Raw genomic sequence first — 21,475 nt, forward strand, 5'->3', positions numbered from 1 at the left:
CTGACAGACTGCGCGCGCCGGCGGCCGCACGCGGAGACCGCAATAAAAAAGCCGCCCGAGGGGCGGCAAAGAGGCCGGCTGAACCGCGCATATGGAGCGCCGGCTTCAAATTCGAGGAGAAGGCAAGAACTGCCCTTCTATACCTACCCGCTGGCAGTGGGCCGAAACGGTACTTAGGCGGCCAAAAGCTGTTCGATTCTTTGTAGCGTCTTGATGCATAGCCCGCGTCCAACTTTGTGAGCGCTGCTTGGCGATGCGCCTTCCGCAAGAGCAATCTCGGAAAAGCTGTCAGCGTCTATGATGCGTCTGATGCGGGAAGCGTCGGTATCGTCCAGCCTTGAGATAAGATATTCGGCTGAAGCAGCGCGGTCTATCTCGGCGAGTGCATCAGGTGCAGGAGCGCTCGTCCTACATTCGCCGACGCCTTTGGCTTCCGAAACACCAGCAAGTCGGCCGTAGTCACGAGCGGCGCCGGGAGAAAAGAACGACAGGCGCTTCTTGCCGATGCGATAGCAATCCGCAAGGTAGCCGTGAACAATCGGGCCTAAATAAAACCGAATCCACGCGAGTTCTTCATTACGCTCTGCTTCCTTTTCCTTCTTGTCCTTACTCGCCTCGGCAGCGCGCGTGGCGTCATACCACGGCGTTTTCTTCCGGCCGTTCGCATCAGAATACGCGATCAACTCGCCGCGGTAGAACTGCAACCCGTAGAACTCGCCGCTGCTGTAATAGCCGCCAATTTCAACGAACTCATGCCCGCCGTCGCCCGTCTCATACCTGACACCGCCCTGGAAGCGCTCCATTGTGCCATCACGCCGCAACACCACGCGCGGCCGCATTCCGTCAAAGTAGGCGCGCAGGACAGTATCAGGGCTCGGCTTGATGCACCCCTGGTTATGGACGCGCTCGTGCCCGACGCCGCTATTATCATCATCGGCAGCCGATGCGTCGTTGTCATTGTCGGCCACGCGCGGCGGGTGCAGCAACTCATCCAGCGACACAAGCGTTCGGAATGCATCCGGCGCGGTGCGCTGAAGGTTGGCGCGGATCCGCATCGGCGTTGACGTGCCGCCCGCTGTGACGCGCTGCTCTACATGCTCAGGTAGAGGAACCGGAACACCGCGTGGGGGGCGGTTGTCGTTGGCAGGAAGGCGCAAGGGGCGCGGCTTTGGCTTCGGCCTGTCGATGGCACCGGCAGGCCTTGCGTGGCCTGTCAAAGCTTCATAGGCGCGCCAAGTAAGCCGCTTGCCTCGAGTGGCGGTGCTCATGCTGCTTTGTCCTTCTTGCCGGAAAGGTTATCGTTCGTTGCCTTCGGTCGAAGATCGGGGCGTAACCTCCAAAGCTGCTCCCATGAGATCTTGCGAACCTGGATGGTTGAGTTGGAGTCGGTGGTGGTCCTCATGCTGCCTCCCTATGCCCGCGATTGTCGTTATCAGCGGCGAGCCAGCGAAGCTCGGCGACCAGTTCTGATTTTTGCTCGTGAAAACGGTGCGGATCCCGGTGGTCGGGCGCCAGCCGCGCAAGGCGGTCGGCTATCTGCCGCAGACGGTCATAAACAGTCATGCTGCGACCTCCGCTTCGGCTGGCGCATTGTCATTGGCGCCCACCGGCTCGTAGCGCACGCTGCCGTCACGCCCGACAACGGCGACCACGCGCGCGCCGACAAGGTCAGCGGTGTCCTCGATATCAACGATGCCCGCGGCGGCCGTCAGCTTGTTCAAATGGTCTTGGCCGCGCCGCTGTAGTTTCTCGTCCTTGTGTTCAATAAAGAAGCGATGCTCCACGTCGCCTATGCAAATGTCGTCGTCGTCAACGTCATACACCAACGTCACCTCGGGGTTGCCGTCATCGTCAGCGGCGCTGTCCGCGGCCTTAATTTCGATGGCGTGCTTACCGACAGGAACAAACGCACTTACGTCGCCAACCCACTCGAAAAGCGGTTCCTCGACCTCGTCCGCGACGGTATTGGCGGCCTGCGTTGGTGACCGTGCGGTGGCCCTGCGCGGCTTGTCCTTCGCCTTGAACGCGGACGGCGGTTCGCATTCATATTCTTCCTGCTCTATCCATCTGCGCAGGTGCATGCGCTCGACACTATCACCTGCCGCGTCCCGCCAAGCTTTAGCAGAGGCAATCATGGTGGCGTGCAGACCGGCATCCGGTGCGAGCTTGTCATAGGCGGCGCGGGCGTCAGCTTTCTTCTTCCGGACGCCGTAGGTTTTCCAAAGCTGTTCGAATGGCTCTGGCTTCGCATCTTCCGCCGTTTCCGCCGCGGTGGCCGAAAGGCCATCCGCAAGCGGCGCCGAAGGCGCGGCGGAATCAATCGTCCTTTCCTGTAAGCCGGCCTTGTAGGCCGTTACAGGTAGGACGGTTTGGGTCCCCTCTACGGGACTACTAGATTTGCTAGAGGTGGCCTCCACGGGACTACCGGTAGTGGCCTCCACGGGACTACTAGAGCAATCATCGCTAGAGGTCCCCTGTGCGGGACTACTAGGCTTCTCGCCCACCAAATTGAAGTGAAGTTTGTATTCCGTTGGTCGGGTGCCGATTCCCGGCCTGGCAACGCTGATTGGCCCGTTCTCGCATATCCTGCGCAGCGACGCGGTAACATTCGAGCGCTTGGCTCCCGTCGCCTGCTGAAGGTAACTCAGGCTGGCGCGGCTGTTGCCAAATTCCTTGCGGTAATTGTCGATGATCTCAAAGGAGATTGACTTGTCTAGGCCGGTCGCCCAATCGGAGCGAGACACGAGGGCGTAGAGGCGCCACTGGTACTTTAACGAGTCCGGCGCGTACTTGTCAGCGGCCATTTAGACGCGCCTCCCGTGCCGCGCGCCATGGCCCAGCGATCTCCAAGCATGGAGCATATTTGGCGCGACCGTCCGCAGTGCGGCCAACTTCCCGGATGGCACCAGCTTCAACGAGACGCTGGATGGCCGCGCACATTGTCCGACGTGTGGAGTTGAACTGCCGCGCGAGCCGGTTTGTCGAAAGGACGCAATAACCCTTCTTCGCCCAATCATCGGCGACGAAGAATGGAATGCGGAAATCATGCCGGCCGCGTGTCAATTCGCCGGCCGCCATCGTATAGTCTATCATCTCCCGGATTGTTTCTTCCGGCAGGTCATCAAGTGTTCTAAGCATACTCGATCCAAGGGAGAGAGTTTTATGTTGGGGGTGTTCCCGCGCCGCGGGTGTCCACGGGTGCCGTATGGCGATTGGCGGCGCGGGATGGGGTTAGGCGGCTTCAGTGTGCCAGGGGCGCCAACCCGCCGGAGCAGGCATTGCCGTTAACGGCTCCCCCTCCAGGTAGGCAATGTCCACCTCGACGGTCGAAATCTTCGCATCGACGTCACAACCTTCCGCCTTCATCTCCTGCAGTTCAGCCAGCCACGAGCGCTGTGACGCGAGGCGTTCGGCTATGTACTCTTCCTCGTGCTTGCGCATGGCTTCTCGCCATTCGTCATATGATGGTAGAACAAGGCGCCCCTTGAGGTCGCGCAGCGCCTTCGCGTATGTCAGCGTTTTCGCGGCGCGGTCCTCGGCTGCGACCGCCGCTTCCTCAAGATCGGTGTCGACGTCAGTGTGGTCGCGCAGATATTCCGCCGACACGCGGAATCCTTCATATGGTCCTTCCGTCACCTCGCAAAGGATAGGGTCCTTTTCGGTGCAACCGCCAAGCGCGCACGGATAGCGCGTCAGGAAGTTAGACGCGACGAGTTCAACCTTTACCTTGTCCATGGTCTCACTCATGCCGCTGCCCTCTTGGTCTGCTGGTTGTCGTTGGCGGTCGCCCAAGTATCGGTGCAGATGCGGTCAGACATCCAGGCATCAAGATCGTCCGTCGAATAGACTACGGCACGCCCCAGTTTGAAATATCGAGGGCCGCCCCCGAAGCAGCGGAGCTTATCAAGAGTGGATTTGGAGAGGCCAAGATATGTTGCAGCCTCCTTCACGCGAATGTTCATGTCTGCCTCCGTTTCTTGTTGATGGAGGCAATATGCTTGTTTTCGCCTCACAAGAAAATCAGGGGTCTTTTGTGATATCCTGTGATGCCGAGTGGATCGCCTTTTCAGCCTTTATTTCGTAGGGCTGTCGTTTAAGCGAATCTGGCGCAGATGATTTCCGTGAGAATGCGTTCCTAGCCGTGCCTTCCGTTACTCCAAGCTTCTTCGATACTATTTTTGCAGCTTGCGATAGCGTATTCCCGGCTCTCATTTCAGCTTTCATCGAAGAGCGCAAAATGAAACTTGACCATCCGGCCGGCCTTCCTCCTAGGCTCTCGCGGTCAGCAGGCGTCTCGATCTGAAATGCAGGCTCGTATTCCAACGCCAATGCTAATGCCAAATCGCGCCAACCATCCGCGGTCGCCTCAAGCCCGTTGTGAGCGGCAAGGAGCGCCTCCAGACGCTCCGCAAATTCTGCGACTATTGAATCAGCGGTGGTGCTGTCATCTATTCGAATAGGAGGGCGGGATAGTACTTCAGTATGCCAATTGCTCATTTCGCGCCCCCATTCATTGCTGTACTGATTTTCGCCGAAATTAGGTCGGCGGCCCGCTTCACAGGGTCAACATCAAGGTGGGCATACCGGGCTGTTGTCGATGCTTGGCTGTGACCGAGCAACTTGCCAATGACAGGTAGGCCCAATCCGCCACCAGCACCAATGCTAGCGTAGGTATGACGTAGATCATGCAGGCGAACACCAGATAGGCCGGCGCGCTTTGAGATCGCTGCCCATGGACGCTTGAGGTCGCTACGCGGTTTCTCATCCTTCTCGCCAGCGCTCTCGCTTGCAACGACAAACTTTCCGACGCGGGGCAGGGCTGTCAGCACCTCTTGTGCCGCCGCGGACAACACTATCGGCTTTCTTCCCGTCTTGCTGTCCGCTAAAAACGCAATCCCGCGCTCGAAGTCCAGTTCGGCCCACCGCAAGTCGAGGATTTCGCGCAGGCGACATCCGGTTAGGATCAGCAACCGAACTGCTCCAACCGCATGAGGCGAAACCTTATACCGTCCTTTCGGCGTGTGCTTCGATTTGGGTTTGTCCGGGTCAACCTCGTAGGGCAATCCAACGGTTTCAGCCTCTTGCAATGCAGCGCCAAGTGCGGCCAGTTCCTCGGATGTCAGGAAGCGTTCCTTTCGGTTTTCTTTGTATTTCTCGACACGCTGCACCGGATTGTACCCCTCCGGAACAAGCCCCTCGCGGTCGGCCCAATTGTAGATCGCCGAGAGCACAGCCAAAGCACGGTTAGCAGCAGTCTTCCCACCGTTGGGCATGTTCTTACGAGCGCGCACGATCGCCGCCTGCATTCGCGCCACGTCTGCCCTGGTGACGAGTGGTGCACGCATCCCGCCTATTGCCGGTACGATCAAATCGTTGATCGCGTAGGCGTAGAGTCGCTCCGTGTTCGCCTTCCGCTTTTCGGCCACATGCTTCTCGAGGAATAGTTGCGCCAATTCAGCTACGGAAAGGGCACTGCGCTCATCAGCGCGCTCGGTAGCCGGATCGGAGCCGAGCGTCACCCTCGCAAGGGTTCTGCCTGCCTTCTCCCGTGCGTCCTCAGGAGACATAGTTGCGGCGTCGCCGATCTTAACACGCTTTTTCGCAACGCCTCGGCCGCCAGCGCCGGGTCGATATTCAATTATCCACGATCGCACGCCGGATGGCATCACGCGAAGCCCGAAGCCTTTCACGCTCTCGTCATAGTAGACGACCGGCTTTTCCGGCTTTTCGATTGCCTGTATGCTTCTCCTGGTAAGCTTGACTGTTGGCAACTTCCGCCCCGCTGATTTGCTGCTTGTGTCGCCACCGAGTCGCCACCAAGACAAGAAACTAGGCGAAATTGGCTGAAACAACATCCAAGAATGTAGCGCTAAAAGGCGTCAATTACAAGGGTTTCGGAAACATCGGACAACTTGCGGAAACTCAGCGTCGATAACTCTTAATCAGCGGGTCACAGGTTCGAGCCCTGTATCACCCACCATCAATGTCCAGAAATTCCTCGGCTGACCGGGATGCGGTACCCTGATTGCATCGCGAAGGCGCGGGAGCGTTCTGCTCGCGAACACTGGATGTGACAATCGTTTTGCAAAGAGCCGAACGGCTCATGCATGGTGCTGTGCAGTCGGGCATTTTGCGTGCTCTTGGTCTCCCTCCATATGTTTCACAGCCGCTGGCCGCATGCGCTCGCTTTCGCTGCGTCAGATTTCCCGCCGCCGGTTGGAACGCATCGCCTTGCGCGTGGTTTTCCTCCTGAATCCAACGAAGGAGGGTTCCATGGCGCGTTGCGAGGTTTGCGGCAACGAATACGACAAGGCTTTCAAGGTCGAGATGGCCGGACAGGCGCATATCTTCGACAGTTTCGAATGTGCGATTCACGCGCTGGCGCCAGCCTGCGCCCATTGCGGCTGCAAGGTCATCGGGCACGGTGTCGAGAAGGACGGCGTGATCTTCTGCTGCGCCCACTGCGCTTCCCAGGAAGGCGTGGAGAACCTGCAGGACCGCACTTCCTAGGTCATTGATCAAAAGCGGGGAACCGCCAGGCATGCACAGTTCCGGACGGAGGCGAGTGTCCGCTCTTCTGGAGTTGCGTATTAATCCTCCGGCGGTTCGTCCGCGGCGTGGAGGAGGGGATCCGGCCGGGTAAGCCCCTCCAGCACGCCGCGCGGTCCCGTGCGCGGGTAGATTCCGCTGTCGTCTTCGATGACGCGGTAGAGCTTGTCGTCGCGGAAGGCGCTGGCGAAGCTGGTCGACACGCCGTCTCCGGGCTTTGCCGGAAGGTCGAGAAAGTCCGTTTCGGCTTGCGCGGCAACGATGCGTGCGTCCGCGGGCGAGCGGGCGCGCACGACGACTTCGCCGGCGGGCGCGGCCAGGTCCCAGTTGGGGTCGGTTTCGGCTGCGTCGGGAACCAGCCGGTATATGCGAAGAACCTCGTCTGTCTGTTCCGGCATCTTCCTATTTCTCCGTGGATATGCCGGAGCAACACGTGGCAGGGTAGAGCGGTTCCGCCAAATCTCCGGGTAAAATTTCTGCGAAACAATTTTTTTGTGGGCCATGAGGAACCTTCCCTTGCCCGGTGCATTTGGGGGATGACGACACGCACTCCCCCCGCCCCCCAACCCCACAATTGCGTGTCGTTTGCCGGCGTACGCGCCGGCATTTTTTTGCCCGAATGGTTCCCGGAACAATTCGCTGCAGGGTTTGGTTGGCAGGATATGCGGCCGGCAACAACACGCCGGCATTTTGATCAGCAACGGAGGTGAACTCCATGAAAAGCTATATCGCAGCCGCGCTTGGTGCCACCTCGGCACTCGCTCTGGCCCTGCCGGCCAACGCCCAGGGCCAGGACGAGCAAGGAGCCGCGCAGACGAACGGGGCGCAGGCCTCGCAATGCATGCAGGACCTGCGGCAGTTGGCCGAAACCTTGCAGGAGGACGGCTATTGGCTGACCGGCTATCGCGGCTATGGCACGACGGCGATGGGACCGACCGCCGGCGGCAGGGCCACGACGCCCGGGACCGCGCCGCCCGTGCCGGACCAGCAGCCCGGCGAACTGGCGGTCACGCCCGAGGCCACGGATACCGCGCGTGACGTGCCAGGCGCTAGTCCGTGGGGAAACGTGCGCTGGGAGCAGCGCCCGCAATACGAAATTGGCGTGCTCTACGAGGCGGCCTATGTTCTGGCAAATAATGGTGACGAAGAGAGATGCCAGACCATGGTCGAGGCCACCCGCGATCGCTATGAAAACTATGTCGCGGAGTTGGAGGAACTTGGTATCGACCCGCAGGAAGTAACCGATTGGCGCCGGGCGGAGATTGCCGCCTCCGAGCCAGTTGCGCAGATGGAAGGTCGCTTCCGCGCCGACGACATCATCGGTGCCAATGTCCGCAACGCCCAGGACGACAATCTGGGCAGCATCGACGATGTCGTGCTCGATCCGCAGACGGGCGCGGTGCAGTACGTGGTTGTAGACTACGGCGGCTTTCTCGGATTGGGATCGGACGAGGTCGTGGTTCCGTGGGAGCGCCTTCGCGCGATGCCGGGCCGCAACGCCTTCGTGCTTCCGGTGGAGCGTGCCGCGCTGGAGCAAGCGCCGACGCTGCCTGACGACCAGGGCCTCTTCGATACCCAGCAGACGGGATCGATCGACACACAGGAGGTCGATGCATATTGGGATCGGACCACGGACCAGCAGAATCAGCAGTAAGCTGGTCCCTTTGCCGCCAGCGCATCGGTTCGAGAACCTGAATCGGTTTTCGAGAAGTGCGATGCGCGGACTGAAACCCTACAGCGTGCTTTGTGCGTCCGAATGGCGCACGGCGCTGTAGTGGCGGCGGAGCATCAATAGTCGCGCTCGTAGAAGACGCCGACGCTCGAATCTCCCTCCGAGCCCACGGCACCGCGCGCCTTCAGGTTTTCGGTAATGTCTAGGTTGATGGTGGCGCGCGTGGTGCCGCTGGCGCCCGCTTCCACCCCGAGATAGATATTTTCCTGGATGTAGCGTCCGGCGCGCACGGCGACGTTGCCTTGCGGATCGGTGACGACGTCGAGTTCGTCGAGGCCGGCCGCCTGGCGGAGCGAGCCGAGAAGCGAGGTGTTGCCGCCGCCGGCAAGCTCTGCGGCGGCGGCCGCGAGCTGGGCGAGCTGAACGGGCGAAAGCTCGTTCAGGCCGCGGTCGAAGATCAGGCGCGCCAACACCTCGTCCTCCGGCAGTTGTGGCTGGGACGAGAAGGCGACGTCGAGGTCGGAAACGCGGCCCGTCACGGTGATGAACACGGTAATGTCGCGCCCCTCCGAGCGAGCGACGAAATCCAGATAAGGGTCGAGGTCGCCGACCAGCGTGACCGTCCCTTCATCGAAGGTGATGCGCCGTCCAAGAATGGCAAGGCGGCCGCGTATGAGGCGGAAGCCGCCGACCGGCTGCACCGAGGTGATGGGTCCCGTGAGCGTGACCGAGCCGCCGAGCTCGGCATCCAATCCGCGGCCGCGAACGAAGATTCGCGCCGGAGCGTCGACCGTGACGTCGAGGCGCATGACACTCGGGCGGCCGCCGGGGACAGGCGTCCCGTCGTCGGCACGGGCCCGCTGCAGCGTGCGCGCAACACCCGCCGGCGGATCGACGTGCCGGACGTTGATGCCCGCGCCACCGCCACCGAAATTCTCCGGCACAATGATTTCCGCGCGGTCGACGGACAGGTTGCCTGACAGCAGGGGATCGCGTGTGAGCGGTCCGGCGAGCGACAGGGTACCGCTCAGGGTCGCCGTAACCAGTTCACCGTCCGTGTAGCGTGCCTCATTCAGCCCCAACGACAGATTTGCCGGGAAGCCCGCGCTCGCGTCGGTCGAGATCGTCCCGGAGAGCGAAACCGTTCCACCGGTCGCAAGGGAGGCGGAGCTGGAGCGGATCGTAACGGTGTCACCCTGAATCCCGGCGTCGATGCGGATGGCGCTGAGACGGAGATTGGTCATCGGATCGACGGCGGCCGCATCGGTGGTGGATACCGTCCCTGAGATCGCCGGGTTGGAGAGGCTGCCGCCGATGTTGAGGTCGACGACGGCGGTGCCGGTCAACTGCGTGCCGCGATCGGCCAGCAGGCGGTTGCCGAGCGCGAGCGGAATCGTGCCGCGCGCGTTTACGGCAAGGCCGCTGCCGGTGAGGGGAATGCGGCCGCTGCCGGACACGGTCAGGCCCGCCGGGCCCGTCGCCTCCAGCGCGGTGAGGATGATCGTCTCTTCGGCAAACCTGCCGGATGCGGATACGTTCAGCGGTGCGGCGCCGAAGGCGGCGAGCGTTCTTGCGGTGAACGCGTCGGTACGCAGGCTGAACTCGGCGCGTGGGTCGGCAAGGCTGCCGGTGACGCGTGCCGAACCGGTGAGCGTCCCGCCGAGATCCTGGTTCGGCACGCGTGCGTTGAGGAGCGAGAGGGGGAAGGCCCGAAGGTCGACGTCGACGGCCAGTCCACTGTCGGTGAGCGGTACGTCGCCGCTGATCGTGGCACTGACGCCGCCGGGACTGGTGACGCGTGCATCGACGACGAGCGTTTCGCCGCGCATGTTTCCCGTCGCATCGACCGTGAGCGAGGCAATACCGGCTTGCGAAAGGGCTGCGGCGACGATGTTGCGGCCGGTGAGGTTGAAGGTGGCCTGCGGGGCATCGCGGGTGCCCGAAATGGTGGCCTCGCCGTCAAGCGTGCCGCCGAGCGCCAGGTCGGGGCGCACGGTGTTGGCGATCGACAGCGGAACGTCGGCAAGCGACACCGCCACGTCGAGATCGCGGCCGATCTCGCCCTCGGCGGATACACGTCCGCCGGCGATGTCGATGTCGACCGGTTCGAAGGTGATCGTGTCACCCTGGACGGTGAGGCTGGCCGGCCTGAGCAGCCGGGCCGCGATATCCCCCTGCACGAGGCTGGCCTGCGCAAGGGATACGATGAAGCCGCCGTCCGCGGGCGCCAGCGCGCCGCGCGCGGCGATCTCGGTGCCGTTGGCGAGCGTTGCCTCGCCGTCGAACGCGGTCTCTCTGCCGCTGGTCTCCGCGGTGGCCTGGAGGCGCGCCACGTCTATGCCGGCGGCCGTGAGGCCCGTTGCCCGCAGTGTTCCCTCGACGGCCGGCACGCCGAAGAGATCGGCAACGTTCGCTTCCAGCTCGCCATCTTCCAGCGAGACCTGTTCCGCGACCACGTTGCGCAGTGTCGCCTCGATCGCGACATGCTGTGCGTCTTCGCGCGGCGCAAAGGCAACCTCGGCATCGATGGCGCCGCTCGCTTCCACCAGGAACAGGGCGGCGGCGGTCGAAATGTCGCTGGCATCGAGCGTGAGCTGTCCGGTGAAGAGGCCTTCGCGATCCTGCACAAGGTCACCCGTGAGATGCGCGCCGCCGGCAGTAAAGTCGAGGTTGCTCAGGCGCCGCTCTCCCGCCGAGACGTTCACGCGCGACTGCAGGCTGGCGGCCACGCCATCGAGAAAAGCCTCTCCGCTTACAAGCCCGGCGAGCGCCTCGTCCTGCAAGGTGCCCTCGAAGCCGATCTCCGCCTCGGCGAGGCGCTTATCGAGCAAACGGCCGCTGGGGACCTGAGCCTCGAATGAGAGGCTGAGCTGGCCCGCGCTGCCCGTGGCGCGTCCGCTCGCCGTCAGGCGGCCTTCGGCGCGCTCGGTGAGGACGGCGAGGTCGGCAAGGTCCGCATCGAAGCGGAAATCGGCGGCCTCGGTGGCGAAGGTGCCGTCAGCCGTCAGGGTGAACCGGTCACCGGCAATGCGGAAATCATTCGCGGAAAATCCTTCCGTGCTGCGCGTAAGCTGCCCGGTAAGGCGCGTGGTGCCCGCCAAGAGCGCATCCGCGGCGGGCGTGCCGATGCGCAGGTCTTCGCCCCGGCCGTCAAGATCGAGATCGAAAGCGCCGGTGATGGGATGCAACTCGCCGTTTGCGGCGAGGCTCAGGCTGCCGCCCAGATCACGGCCGGCAAGACCGGAGAAGGGCGCGATATTGTCCGCTTCCACCCCGATGTCGCCGCGGAAGGCGAATTCCGTGATGATGCCGGAAAGCCTGGCGGTGAGGCTGTGCGCGGCGATCTCCGCCGTTTCAAGCGTGATCGGCTCTCCCGCCGCCCACGCACCGCTGGCGGCGAGGCTGACAGAGCGGCCCAGTGCTTCGGCGACGTCGGCGCGCTCGGCCGTGATGCCGGCGAGCGACCCGTCGAGATCGAAGGTGAGGCGCCGCTCGGCAGGCCTGGAAAGGTTCGCGGCCATGCCGGAGAGCCGGATTTCGGTGTTCTCGGCGGCGAATTCACCCGTCCGGAGATTGTCGATCTCCAGTTCCGCCTGCCACGCTTCGTCATCGGCGGTCCCGTAGCGGGCGGTCAGGCTGGCGGAGTCGACAAAGGTTTCACCGCCCCTGACGGGCAGAAGCACCCGCTCGCCCTGGGGGTCGGCGATCTCTGCGTCGAGCGTAAGCGTGGTCAGGAACCCGTCGCTTGCCGTTTCCGCCGTCGCGTTGATCTGCAAGGCGGCACTTACCAGGTCGAAGGTGTCGAGCCGCAGCCCGCCGGCGTTCTTGGACATGCCCGATGCCTGCAGCGTGGTCTCCTCGCCGAAGAAGCCACGGAAACGGGTGGGGACGAGGCGCACGATCGGTCCGCCGACATCGATGTCGAAGCCCAGTCCTTCCGGATCGCCGCGAAACCGGGCGATACCGGACAGGGTGGGTTCGTCGTCGACGGTCATGGCGAGCGACAGGTCAAGATTTTCCACCGGGCCGGAACCGGCGAGCGTGAGGGAAAGCGGCGGCCGTCCCTCGATGTTGAGCATATTGGCCACGACGCCGTTTTCGGGCGATGAAAGGGTAACGTCGAGATCGACCACCTCGGTCGCGTTGTCGTAGGCGGCTTCGATCGACAGATTGCCGCCCGGGCCGTCGATGCGCACGATCTCGAGCGCGGTGTCGAGCGAGCCGCCTTCCAGGCGAAGGCGGCCGTCCACGGACAACACCGATTCAAGGCCGAACACTTCTTCACCGAAGGAAATGCGCGGGACCTGAAGCTGCTCGAGCACGATGGCAATCGGCAGTTCCGGGATGGCGAAGGAACTGGCTTCCGGCGCCGGCAACCCTTCCGCCGGGACCGGGCGCCGGTAGACCTCGATGGATTCGGCCGCAAGGCGCTGTATCTGCAGGCGCTGGCGCAGGACCAGAGCCGAACGGCTCCAATTGATCGAAGCGTTGGTGATGCGCAGCCAAACGCCTTCCCGGTCGGCCACGGTGATTTCCCCGATCGCTGCCTGCGAGGAAAGCACCCCCTGGATGCCCCTGATGCGGATCTGCCGGTTGGGCGTGGAAAGCTGGTCCTCGATGAAGGAGAGGAAGAGGGAGCGTTCTTCTTGCGGGCTGTCGGCCGCGCCGTCCTGGGCCAGGGCCGGAAGCACCGGGAAGAGGAGAAGCAGGGTGAGCAGAAACCGGGTCAAAATGCCTGTCCTATTCCAACGTAGAGCGCAACGCTCGGGTCATTCTCCCGACGGTCGAGCGGCACGGCGATATCCAGCCGGATGGGGCCGAAACCGGTAATATAGCGCAGTCCCGCGCCAACGCCGATGCGCAGGTCCTCGGAAAAATCCGGGAAGGCCTCGGCACCGACATAGCCGGCATCGGCGAAGCCGACGATGCCGATGGTGTCGGTCACGCGCACGCGCAACTCCGCTGAGCCTTCGATGAGCGAGCGGCCGCCGGCGACCCCTAGCGGGGTTTCGACACCGATGTTGCGGTAGGCGTAGCCGCGCACCGAGCCGCCGCCGCCGGCGAAGAACAGCTTGTCGGGCGGGGTCTCGGCAATCGGCGGGTCGAAGAGGGCGCCCGCCTTGACGCGGCCGGCAAGCACGAAACGGCTTTCCTCGTCGAGGCTGTAATAGGCGCGTGCCTCGGCAACCACGCTGGCGGCGGCGTTGCCGTATTCGAATTCGTAGAAGGGCGTCACGGTGAGTTCTGTAAAGATGCCCCGCGTGGCGTTCGCGGCGTTGTCGCGCGTATCGTAGGTGATCCCGCCCAGGAAGCCGGCGGTGACGAAATCGCGCTCGCCGAAGATATCGTCGTTGAAATGGTTATAGCCACCGGTGGCGAAGAGCCGGGCCGAAAGCTCCTCGGAGAACCGATGGGTGAAGCCGATCCGGCCGGAAACGCCCGTCCGCGTATAGGCGTCGAGCACCTCGCGTTCGCCATAGACCGAGGCGACGAAATCGGTTTCCGGCGTGTAGATGCCGGGCTTGGTGAAGGTGGTGCCGACACGATAGGTGAGCTCGTCGGGCTTGAAGGTCTCACCGAGGCCGCTGACCCGGCCTTCCACACGCAGGCGCTCGGCGCGGCCGAAGAGGTTGCGGTGCAGCCAGTAGGCTTCGAAGCCCAGCCCGTCGAGCGTGGAATACGAGCCGCCGACGCCGAAGCGGCGCGGCGGGCGTTCCTGCACGATCACCTCGATCGGCAGGCGCCCGTCGGGTCCGACCGTCTCGGCTTCCTGCAGGCGGGAACTGCTGAAGACGTCGAGCCGCGCCAAGCGGTCATTGGCCTTTTTCATGTCGTCGGGGTCGTATTCGGTGCCCGGCGTGATTCCCGTCTGCCGGGCAACGAAAGCGGGATCCATGCGCTCCGTGCCGCTGACCGTCACCGGTCCGAACACGGCGTAGGCGCCGGGCTCGACGCGTATCGTCGCGTCAATCGTCTCCGTGTCATGGGCGGCAACGATGCGGCGCTCGGCAACCTCTGCCTTGGCATAGCCCTGGTGGCGCCATGCCTCGGAGGCGAGGCGGCCGGCGCCTACTATGGCACCGCTGCGGGCGGGTTCACCGACGCGGAAACCCTCCTCCGCAGGATCGGCCACGTGATCGTCTCTGTTGGTCGTGGGCGGCGCCTTGTTGACGATCTGCGCCCGCTCGAAATGAAACAGGGGACCGGGATCGATCGTCACGCGCACCGCCGCCGGGTCGGCGAGCTCGACATCGGGCAGGAGGTCGGATGCCTCGCGGCCGTCTAGGGTGATCGAAATCGTCCCGCCATAACGGGCCTGGCCATAAAGCGCGTCCAGAAGCCGCCGGTAGTCGCCGCGGGCCTTGGCGACAAGGCCGGCCACGCCCGCGGCCGGCTCTTCCCTGTCTGCCCACAGGCTCGAGGCGTTCTTCAGGTCGGACTCGATTTCTTCGTCGTCGCCGGAGACGGTGAATTCGACGGTGTAAGGCTGCGGCGTTCCGATGAAGGTGTCGTCTTCCTCCGCGTCCTGTCGCTCGAAGAGCCGAAGGCCGAAGATCTCGAGCGCACTGGCTGGGGGCGCGGCAAAAACCGGGCCGAAGGCCAACGCGGCAACGACACAGAGACGCAATACTCGATCTGCATCGGCGATCCGAGTGCTCAAAATCCCTCCCGACCCCGCAAAGTCATGTCAGTCGTCTTTCAAAGTCTCACCGCCCCCGCCGACACAACCCGCCGGCGCGCAAAATGACTTTAAATAGCCAGGTTCGCAATGGCCAAGGGCCTGAACGGCCCCGGTTTATGGAGTTTCAGTCGTTTTCGTGGCAAGTCTGCCACGCTGCCGCCATGCGATTACAATTCAGAGATGCAGGTTACTGCGCCGCCTCGCAGCGCGTCAATGTGGCTTCCTGTTCTCCGGCGCCCGTGAAGACCCTGAGAGCCAGGGTATCCTCGCCGACGACCCGCAGGTGGAACAGACGATCCCGGCGGCCGGTCTCGGTAGCGCATGTGGCATGGACGTCGGCCGCACCGTCCTCGGAATCGATCTCTCGGATGCTGCAGGCCGCGTCCTCCCAGCGAATGAGCGTATCGGTGACGTAAAGACCGCCGTCGTCCTGGTTTTCCATCGACGTGCACGCGGTCTCGTTGCTGGCCCAGGAGCCGCGGATCTGAACGAAGGCCTCGTCCGTGCGACGAATACGGGGTTCTTCCGGGTCATCAGGCGCCGGACGATCCTCGACGATGAAGGGCGGCTCTTCGTTTTCGAGGAGTTCATCCTCGGTTACCTGGGCCGGAGAAGGCGCGGTGGAAAGAAGTATGCCCACCATCCCCAGAAGGAGAATGCCCCGCATTCTCATTTGCCGCTCCTGTTGCCCTTGCCCAGATCGGTGCGTGCGCGCTTGTCCTTGTCCATCTTCTCGAAGCTCTCCATCACCTCGTCGGCGTCTCTGCGGGTGTCGGGCTGGTCGTGGCGCTCGTTGCGCACGCTCGTCTGGTCATCGCCCTGAAGGCTGTTTTTGCCCATTCTGTCGTTCGCAAAATCCGTCTGCCTCAGATTGCCCGCGCGGTTGCGCTCCCGGGCCTCTTTGGATTTCTGCCGTGCCATCTCGTTCTCCTTTGCGGGCGGGTCTGACGATCGAACGTCAGGAAGGGCAATGTGGTTTCGCCACGGCGTGAAATTCCCATGCCGGAACGAAGCCGGACGGCGGGCGTTGCCAAGTCGGAGCGCCGGGTGGTGGGCAAACAGGCCAAAGACTCTTATTCTGCAGCCCACCGTTGCAGGGAGATGGATTCGCCCATGGCCGAGACACCCAAGCCGTCGAGACGACGCAGTCCCCGCGGTACGCAATCGCGTCGTGCAACGACACCGACTCGCAAGGCCGCCGCGCCACGGACTCCCGCCAGAACCGAGGCAGGGGCGCGGCCGGTCTATCTGGTCGATGGCGCGCGCACGCCTTTCTTGCGGGCGCGCGGCAAGCCGGGGCCCTTCACGCCGGTGGATCTCGCCGTGCAGTGCGGGCGGCCGCTTCTGGCCCGGCAACCCTTTGCCGCGGAGGATTTCGAACTCGTCATTCTCGGCTGTGTCAACGTGATCGCCGACGAAATGAACCCGGCCAGGGTGGCCGCCTTGCGGCTCGGCATGGGCGAAGCGATGCGCGCCTTCACGGTGCAGATCAACTGCGGCTCGGGCATGCAGTCGATCGACACCGGCTTCCGGCTCATCGAGGGCGGAGAGGCCGATCTCATCCTCGCCGGCGGGGCGGAGGCCCTGTCACATGCGCCGCTCGTCCTGTCCAACACGGCGGCATCCTGGTTCGGGCGCATGGCCACGGCCAAGAGCGCGTGGGAGCGGGCGGCGGCGGTCGGCGCTTTCCGGCCCGGCATGGCAAAGCCGGTCGTCGGCCTCGAGCGGGGGCTGACGGATCCGCTCACCGACCTCGGCATGGGCCAGACGGCGGAGATCATCGGCCACGCTTTCGGGATTACACGCGAGGCGGCGGATTCATACGCCCTGGAAAGCCACCAGCGGCTGGCGCGGGCGCAGGGCGAGGGGTTTCTCAAGGGCGAGGTGATCGCCTCGGTCACGCGCGAGGGCCGGCTCTACGATCAGGATGACGGCGTGCGACCGGACTCCTCCATGGAAAAGCTCGCCAAGCTCACGCCGGTCTTCGAGAAGCCCTACGGCCGGGTGACCCCCGGCAACTCCTCCCAGATCACCGACGGTGCGAGCTGGGTGGTGCTCGCCTCCGAAGAGGCGGTGAAGAAGCACAAGCTCAAGCCGATGGCACGGATCGTCGACAGCGAATGGGCCGCGCTCGATCCCTCGGTCATGGGGCTCGGGCCGACGCTATGCTGCACCGCCCTGACCGAACGGCGGGGGCTGAAGCGCTCGGATATCGATCTTTGGGAGCTCAACGAGGCCTTCGCAGCGCAGGTGCTCGCCTGCCTGGCGGCCTGGGAGGATGATGAATACTGCCGGGACGTGCTCGGGCTCCAAGAACCCTATGGCGCGATCTCGCGCGACCGGCTCAATGTCGACGGCGGGGCGATCAGCCTCGGACACCCGGTGGGCAGCAGCGGAAACCGCATTGTCCTGCATCTCGCCAACGCCATGCGCCGCCTCGGACTGAAGCGCGGCATCGCCACCGAATGCATCGGCGGCGGGCAGGGCGGTGCCATGCTTCTGGAGGTGGTGTGATGGCTGTCTCGCAAACGGTCTGGGAGGTGCTCGAGCGGCGCAACATGGAACTCGGGCCGCCGGAAGCGACCGGGATGCTGACCCACTGGCGCTATGCCAAGGCGGAGGACGGGGTCGTCTGGCTGGTGCTCGACCGGGCGGAGGAGAGCACCAATACGCTTTCCGAAGCAGTGATCGCCGAACTCGACCGCGTGCTTTCGGAGGTGCAGGGATTGAGCGCCAGGGCGCTGGTCATCCGCTCGGCCAAGAAGGGCGGCTTCGTTGCCGGCGCCGATATACGCGATTTCCGCGGCGTGCATGATGCGGGTGAGGTGGAAAAACGTATGCGCCGGGCGCACGAGGTGGTCGACCGGCTGGCGGGACTGCCGATGCCCACCATCGCCGTCATCCACGGCCATTGCCTCGGCGGCGGTCTGGAACTGGCGCTCGCCTGCAAGCACCGCATCGCCGTTGACGGTGCGAGCTTCGGCTTTCCCGAGGTGCTTCTGGGTCTGCATCCGGGCCTTGGCGGCACCTTCCGCCTGACGTCGCTCATCGATCCCGTGGAAGCGATGACGATGATGCTGACCGGGCGCACCGTGCACACGAAAAAGGCCAAGGCGCTCGGCCTGGTCGACACGGTGGTGGAGGAGCGGCACGTGGAGAACGCGGTGAAGGCCGCCGTCTCCGGCGAGCTGAAATCCGCGGCCGGCGGGTTGAGGGCGAACCTTCTGGGCCTTGGACCGGCGCGCCGCATGGCCGCCAAGCGCATGCGCGCGGAGACGGAGAAGAAGGCGCCCCGGGCGCATTACCCGGCGCCGTACCGGCTTATTGACCTCTGGGAGGAGCACGGCGGCAACGAACGGAACATGCAAAGGGCCGAGATCCGCTCTTTCTCGCAGTTGCTCGTTGGCGAGACGGCGCGGAACCTCATGCGCGTCTTCTTCCTGCGCGAAGGCTTGAAGCGCCGCGGCCGCGGCGAGAGCGGCGTCAAGCACGTGCATGTCATCGGCGCGGGCACCATGGGCGGCGACATCGCCGCCTGGTGCGCGGCGCGCGGCAAGCGGGTGACGCTGACCGATCTCGAGCCCAAGGCCATCGCCGCGGCCATCGGTCGGGCATCGTCCTTCTACGACAAAAAGCTGCATTCCAGCCTCGACCGGCGCGACGCACTCGACCGGCTGATACCGGATTTCGACGGTGCGGGGGTGTCCAAGGCCGATCTCGTCATCGAGGCCGTGGCGGAGAAGGAGGCGGTGAAGCGCAAGGTTTTCGAGGCGGTCGCGCCGCGCATGAAAAAGGACGCGATTCTCGCCACGAACACGTCGAGCATTCCCCTGGAAAGCTTGCGCGAAGGACTGGCTTTTCCGGAGCGTTTCGTCGGCCTGCACTTCTTCAATCCCGTCACGCGGATGGAACTCGTCGAGATCGTCGGCCATGACGAGGCGGGCGAGAAAACCCTGCAAAGGGCGAATGCGTTTTGCGGCGACATCTCCCGCCTGCCGGCGCCGGTGAAGAGCGCGCCGGGCTTCCTCGTCAACCGTGCCCTGACGCCGTATCTGGTCGAGGCATTCGTTATGTTCGACGAGGGCGTGCCGAAGGAGGTGATCGACGCGGCGGCGCGGGATTTCGGCATGCCGATGGGGCCGATCGAACTCGCCGACCGCGTCGGCCTCGACATCTGCCTGGAGGTCGCGCGCATGCTGCAGGAGCGCCTCGACGAACCCATGCCGGACGTGCCGGAATGGCTGGTGCAGAAAGTGGAGAACGGCGAAACCGGCCGCAAGGCCGGCAAGGGACTCTACACCTATGACGAAAAGGGTCGGCCGAAGAGCGACGAGGTAAGGGTGGCCAAGAAGGCGGAGACACCGAAGGCGGACGCGGTGCTGGCCGACCGGCTGGTCCTGCCGATGCTCAACACGCTGGTGCGCTGCCTGCGGGAAGGCGTCGTGCCGGATGAGGACACGGCCGATGGCGCGATGATCTTCGGTACGGGCTTTGCTCCGTTCCGCGGCGGCCCGCTGCATTATGCGCATTCGCGCGGGGCAGACGAGATCGTCACCAAGCTGCAGCAACTGGAGGAGAAGCACGGCCCCCGCTTCGCGCCGGATGCGGGTTGGGAGCGGTTGAAAGGTCAAGAGGCGCCGTCCTGACAGCCGCTAGTTCAGTTCACCGTCTCATGGGAACGGTGAACTGATCTCACCATTTAATTCCAGCCAATTCCGGAGGGAAGACCGGCTTCCACTTTTCCTGGAACTGCTCTCAGGGTCAGCGCTTTTTGAAGAAGGGCCGGGTATTCCCGGCGGATGCCTTGATTCATACATTCGCGATTTCCGGCTACCGCTCCATCCGCTCCCTGGTTCTGCCGCTCGACCGCCTGACCGTCATCACCGGGCGCAACGGGACGGGCAAATCGAGCTTCTACCGCGCGCTTCGCCTCCTGGCAGACGTGGCGCAAGGCCGTGTCATCGCGTCACTTGCGGCGGAAGGCGGGCTGCAATCGACCCTGTGGGCCGGCCCCGAGCGGATCTCGCGCGAAATGCGACAGGGAACCCAGGAGATACAGGGGACGGTGAGAAAGGAAAGGGTCAGCCTGAAGCTCGGATTTGCCTCGGACGACTATGGCTACGCCATCGATCTCGGCCTTCCCGTCGCCGCGCAGGGCTCGATGTTCAATCTCGATCCGGAAATCAAGGCGGAAGCGGTCTGGGTCGGGGAGGCGCTGAGCCGCAGCAACACCTTTGCCACGCGCTCCGGCCCGGCCGTTATGGCGCTGGACGAAGCGGGGCGCCGACACACGCCCATCACCAACCTGCCGCCCTATGAGAGCATGATGATGCAAGCGGCCGATCCCAGGAACCTGGCGGAGCTGCTCGTGCTGCGCGAGCGCATGCGGGGATGGCGCTTTTACGACCACTTTCGCACCGACGCGGAGGCGCCCGCAAGGAGCGCGCGGATCGGCACGCGCACGCCGGTGCTCGCCGCGGACGGATCGGACCTGCCGGCTGCGCTGCAGACCATCCGGGAAATCGGCGACAAGGAGGCGCTCGCGGCGGCGATCGACGACGCGTTCCCCCGCGCCTCGATGGCGATCGAGGAATCGGGCGGAAAGCTGGAACTCCTGATGCACCAGCACGGGCTGCTGCGCAGCCTGCGCGCGGCCGAATTGTCCGACGGTACGCTGCGTTATCTACTTCTGCTCGCGGCCCTGCTCACCCCGCGCCCGCCCGGCCTGATGGTGCTGAACGAGCCGGAGACGAGCCTCCACCCGGAACTGCTGGCACCGCTCGCGCGGTTGATCAGGGATGCCTCGGCTTCTTGCCAGATCGTCGTCGTCACCCACGCCGCACCGCTCGTGGAGGCTTTGGCGGAGGCGGGTATTCGCGGCTACGAACTCACCAAGAGCCTCGGCGAGACGCGGATCGACAGCGTGGAGCCGGTGCCCTGGTCGTGGCCGAGCCGGTAGCACGTCGCCCTGGAAGTTCCCAAGAGGCGGTTAGGGTGTCCGCCGGGCCAGATCCTCCAGGTCGCGGACCTCCTCCAGGGAGGACGGGATGAGGAAGCTGGCCTTCTCGCTCCAGCCGATGTCTCCGTTGCGGGCGAAGACGGTCTTGCCGTTCTCCATGCGCGCCTTGCCCGAGGCTGCGAGGGCGAGCGCCAACGGATAGATCTGGTGCTCGACCCTGAGGACGCGCTCTGCGAGGTCGTCCGGGGCATCGCCCGGCAAAACCGGGACGGCCGCCTGGGCGACGATAGGCCCGCTGTCCATCTCCGCCGTGACGAAATGGACCGTGCAGCCATGGATGCGCATGCCCGCTTCGAGCGCGCGTGCGTGGGTGTCGAGGCCGCGAAAGAGCGGCAGGAGCGAAGGGTGGATGTTGATCATCCGACCCTCCCACCGGTTCACGAAATCCGCGCTCAGCATGCGCATGAAACCGGCAAGGCAGATGAGTTCCGTCTCGTGGGCGGAGAGCGTTTCCTCGATCGCCGCCTCATGGGCCGCCTTGTCGGCAAAGTCCGTCCGCGGCACAGGGACGGCCTCGATGCCGGCCGCGCGCGCGGCCGTGAGGCCCGGTGCG

General features: G+C 64.1%; 18 protein-coding genes. 5 read left to right on the plus strand and 13 right to left on the minus strand.

Annotated elements, in window-relative coordinates:
• Window positions 1–173: 173 nt before the first annotated feature.
• From ACFP9U_RS03100 to ACFP9U_RS03130, 7 genes are all read right to left on the minus strand, one after another.
• Window positions 174–1,268 carry a hypothetical protein gene (locus ACFP9U_RS03100; protein ID WP_378618939.1) on the minus strand — a complete coding sequence of 365 codons (1,095 nt, stop codon included), beginning with the start codon at window positions 1,266–1,268 and terminating at the stop codon, window positions 174–176.
• Between the two features lie 130 nt (window positions 1,269–1,398).
• Window positions 1,399–1,563, minus strand: coding sequence for a hypothetical protein (locus ACFP9U_RS03105; RefSeq protein WP_378618941.1), 165 nt, complete (start codon window positions 1,561–1,563; stop codon window positions 1,399–1,401).
• Window positions 1,560–2,804, minus strand: a complete 1,245-nt coding sequence (locus tag ACFP9U_RS03110) for a hypothetical protein (RefSeq protein ID WP_378618943.1) — start codon at window positions 2,802–2,804, stop codon at window positions 1,560–1,562. Before ACFP9U_RS03110 ends, ACFP9U_RS03105 begins: the two co-directional genes overlap by 4 nt.
• A gap of 427 nt (window positions 2,805–3,231) precedes the next feature.
• A complete protein-coding gene (locus ACFP9U_RS03115; RefSeq protein WP_378618944.1) occupies window positions 3,232–3,747 on the minus strand; it encodes a hypothetical protein in 516 nt (171 codons plus the stop codon).
• Entirely contained in the window at window positions 3,744–3,962 is a 219-nt protein-coding gene (locus tag ACFP9U_RS03120; RefSeq protein WP_378618946.1) for a helix-turn-helix transcriptional regulator, read from the minus strand. Before ACFP9U_RS03120 ends, ACFP9U_RS03115 begins: the two co-directional genes overlap by 4 nt.
• Before the next feature lie 58 nt (window positions 3,963–4,020).
• A complete protein-coding gene (locus ACFP9U_RS03125) occupies window positions 4,021–4,497 on the minus strand; it encodes a hypothetical protein (protein WP_378618948.1) in 477 nt (158 codons plus the stop codon).
• Window positions 4,494–5,771: a tyrosine-type recombinase/integrase gene (locus tag ACFP9U_RS03130; RefSeq protein WP_378618949.1), complete on the minus strand. Its 1,278-nt coding sequence runs from the start codon at window positions 5,769–5,771 to the stop codon at window positions 4,494–4,496. Before ACFP9U_RS03130 ends, ACFP9U_RS03125 begins: the two co-directional genes overlap by 4 nt.
• A 502-nt stretch (window positions 5,772–6,273) precedes the next feature.
• On the opposite strand from ACFP9U_RS03130, the gene ACFP9U_RS03135 reads away from it, so the two are divergent.
• A complete protein-coding gene (locus ACFP9U_RS03135) occupies window positions 6,274–6,510 on the plus strand; it encodes a hypothetical protein (RefSeq protein ID WP_378618951.1) in 237 nt (78 codons plus the stop codon).
• 80 nt (window positions 6,511–6,590) lie between these two features.
• Here the strand turns inward: ACFP9U_RS03135 and ACFP9U_RS03140 are convergent, their stop codons facing one another.
• Entirely contained in the window at window positions 6,591–6,947 is a 357-nt protein-coding gene (locus ACFP9U_RS03140; RefSeq protein WP_378618953.1) for a hypothetical protein, read from the minus strand.
• A gap of 317 nt (window positions 6,948–7,264) precedes the next feature.
• Between ACFP9U_RS03140 and ACFP9U_RS03145 the strand changes: the two genes are divergently transcribed.
• Window positions 7,265–8,203: a PRC-barrel domain-containing protein gene (locus ACFP9U_RS03145; RefSeq protein ID WP_378618954.1), complete on the plus strand. Its 939-nt coding sequence runs from the start codon at window positions 7,265–7,267 to the stop codon at window positions 8,201–8,203.
• Window positions 8,204–8,337: 134 nt separating this feature from the next.
• Here the strand turns inward: ACFP9U_RS03145 and ACFP9U_RS03150 are convergent, their stop codons facing one another.
• The 4 genes from ACFP9U_RS03150 to ACFP9U_RS03165 all read right to left on the minus strand — a co-directional run bounded on the left by ACFP9U_RS03150 (window position 8,338) and on the right by ACFP9U_RS03165 (window position 15,824).
• Window positions 8,338–12,951 (minus strand): translocation/assembly module TamB domain-containing protein, encoded by a 4,614-nt coding sequence (locus tag ACFP9U_RS03150; RefSeq protein ID WP_378618956.1) that lies wholly within the window; start codon window positions 12,949–12,951, stop codon window positions 8,338–8,340.
• Window positions 12,948–14,882 (minus strand): autotransporter assembly complex protein TamA, encoded by a 1,935-nt coding sequence (locus tag ACFP9U_RS03155; protein ID WP_378618957.1) that lies wholly within the window; start codon window positions 14,880–14,882, stop codon window positions 12,948–12,950. The genes ACFP9U_RS03150 and ACFP9U_RS03155 overlap by 4 nt, the downstream gene beginning before the upstream one ends.
• A 208-nt stretch (window positions 14,883–15,090) precedes the next feature.
• The gene (locus ACFP9U_RS03160) at window positions 15,091–15,576 is read right to left on the minus strand and encodes a hypothetical protein (protein ID WP_378618959.1); all 486 of its coding nucleotides are present in this window, start codon (window positions 15,574–15,576) and stop codon (window positions 15,091–15,093) included.
• Window positions 15,573–15,824: a hypothetical protein gene (locus tag ACFP9U_RS03165; RefSeq protein ID WP_378618960.1), complete on the minus strand. Its 252-nt coding sequence runs from the start codon at window positions 15,822–15,824 to the stop codon at window positions 15,573–15,575. The genes ACFP9U_RS03160 and ACFP9U_RS03165 overlap by 4 nt, the downstream gene beginning before the upstream one ends.
• A 192-nt stretch (window positions 15,825–16,016) precedes the next feature.
• Between ACFP9U_RS03165 and ACFP9U_RS03170 the strand changes: the two genes are divergently transcribed.
• The 3 genes from ACFP9U_RS03170 (at window position 16,017) to ACFP9U_RS03180 (ending at window position 20,862) form a co-directional block, all read left to right on the plus strand.
• On the plus strand, window positions 16,017–17,417 hold the full coding sequence (locus ACFP9U_RS03170) for an acetyl-CoA C-acetyltransferase (protein WP_378618962.1): 1,401 nt from the start codon (window positions 16,017–16,019) through the stop codon (window positions 17,415–17,417).
• Window positions 17,417–19,549 (plus strand): 3-hydroxyacyl-CoA dehydrogenase NAD-binding domain-containing protein, encoded by a 2,133-nt coding sequence (locus tag ACFP9U_RS03175; protein WP_378618963.1) that lies wholly within the window; start codon window positions 17,417–17,419, stop codon window positions 19,547–19,549. Before ACFP9U_RS03170 ends, ACFP9U_RS03175 begins: the two co-directional genes overlap by 1 nt.
• A gap of 158 nt (window positions 19,550–19,707) precedes the next feature.
• On the plus strand, window positions 19,708–20,862 hold the full coding sequence (locus ACFP9U_RS03180) for an AAA family ATPase (RefSeq protein ID WP_378618965.1): 1,155 nt from the start codon (window positions 19,708–19,710) through the stop codon (window positions 20,860–20,862).
• A gap of 30 nt (window positions 20,863–20,892) precedes the next feature.
• On the opposite strand, the gene purN is transcribed toward ACFP9U_RS03180, so the two are convergent.
• On the minus strand, window positions 20,893–21,475 hold a 583-nt coding region (gene purN, locus ACFP9U_RS03185; RefSeq protein WP_378618966.1), incomplete at its 5' end, for a phosphoribosylglycinamide formyltransferase.

It is taken from the genome of Nitratireductor sp. GCM10026969, from assembly GCF_042660605.1.
Classification (GTDB): Bacteria; Pseudomonadota; Alphaproteobacteria; order Rhizobiales; family Rhizobiaceae; genus Chelativorans.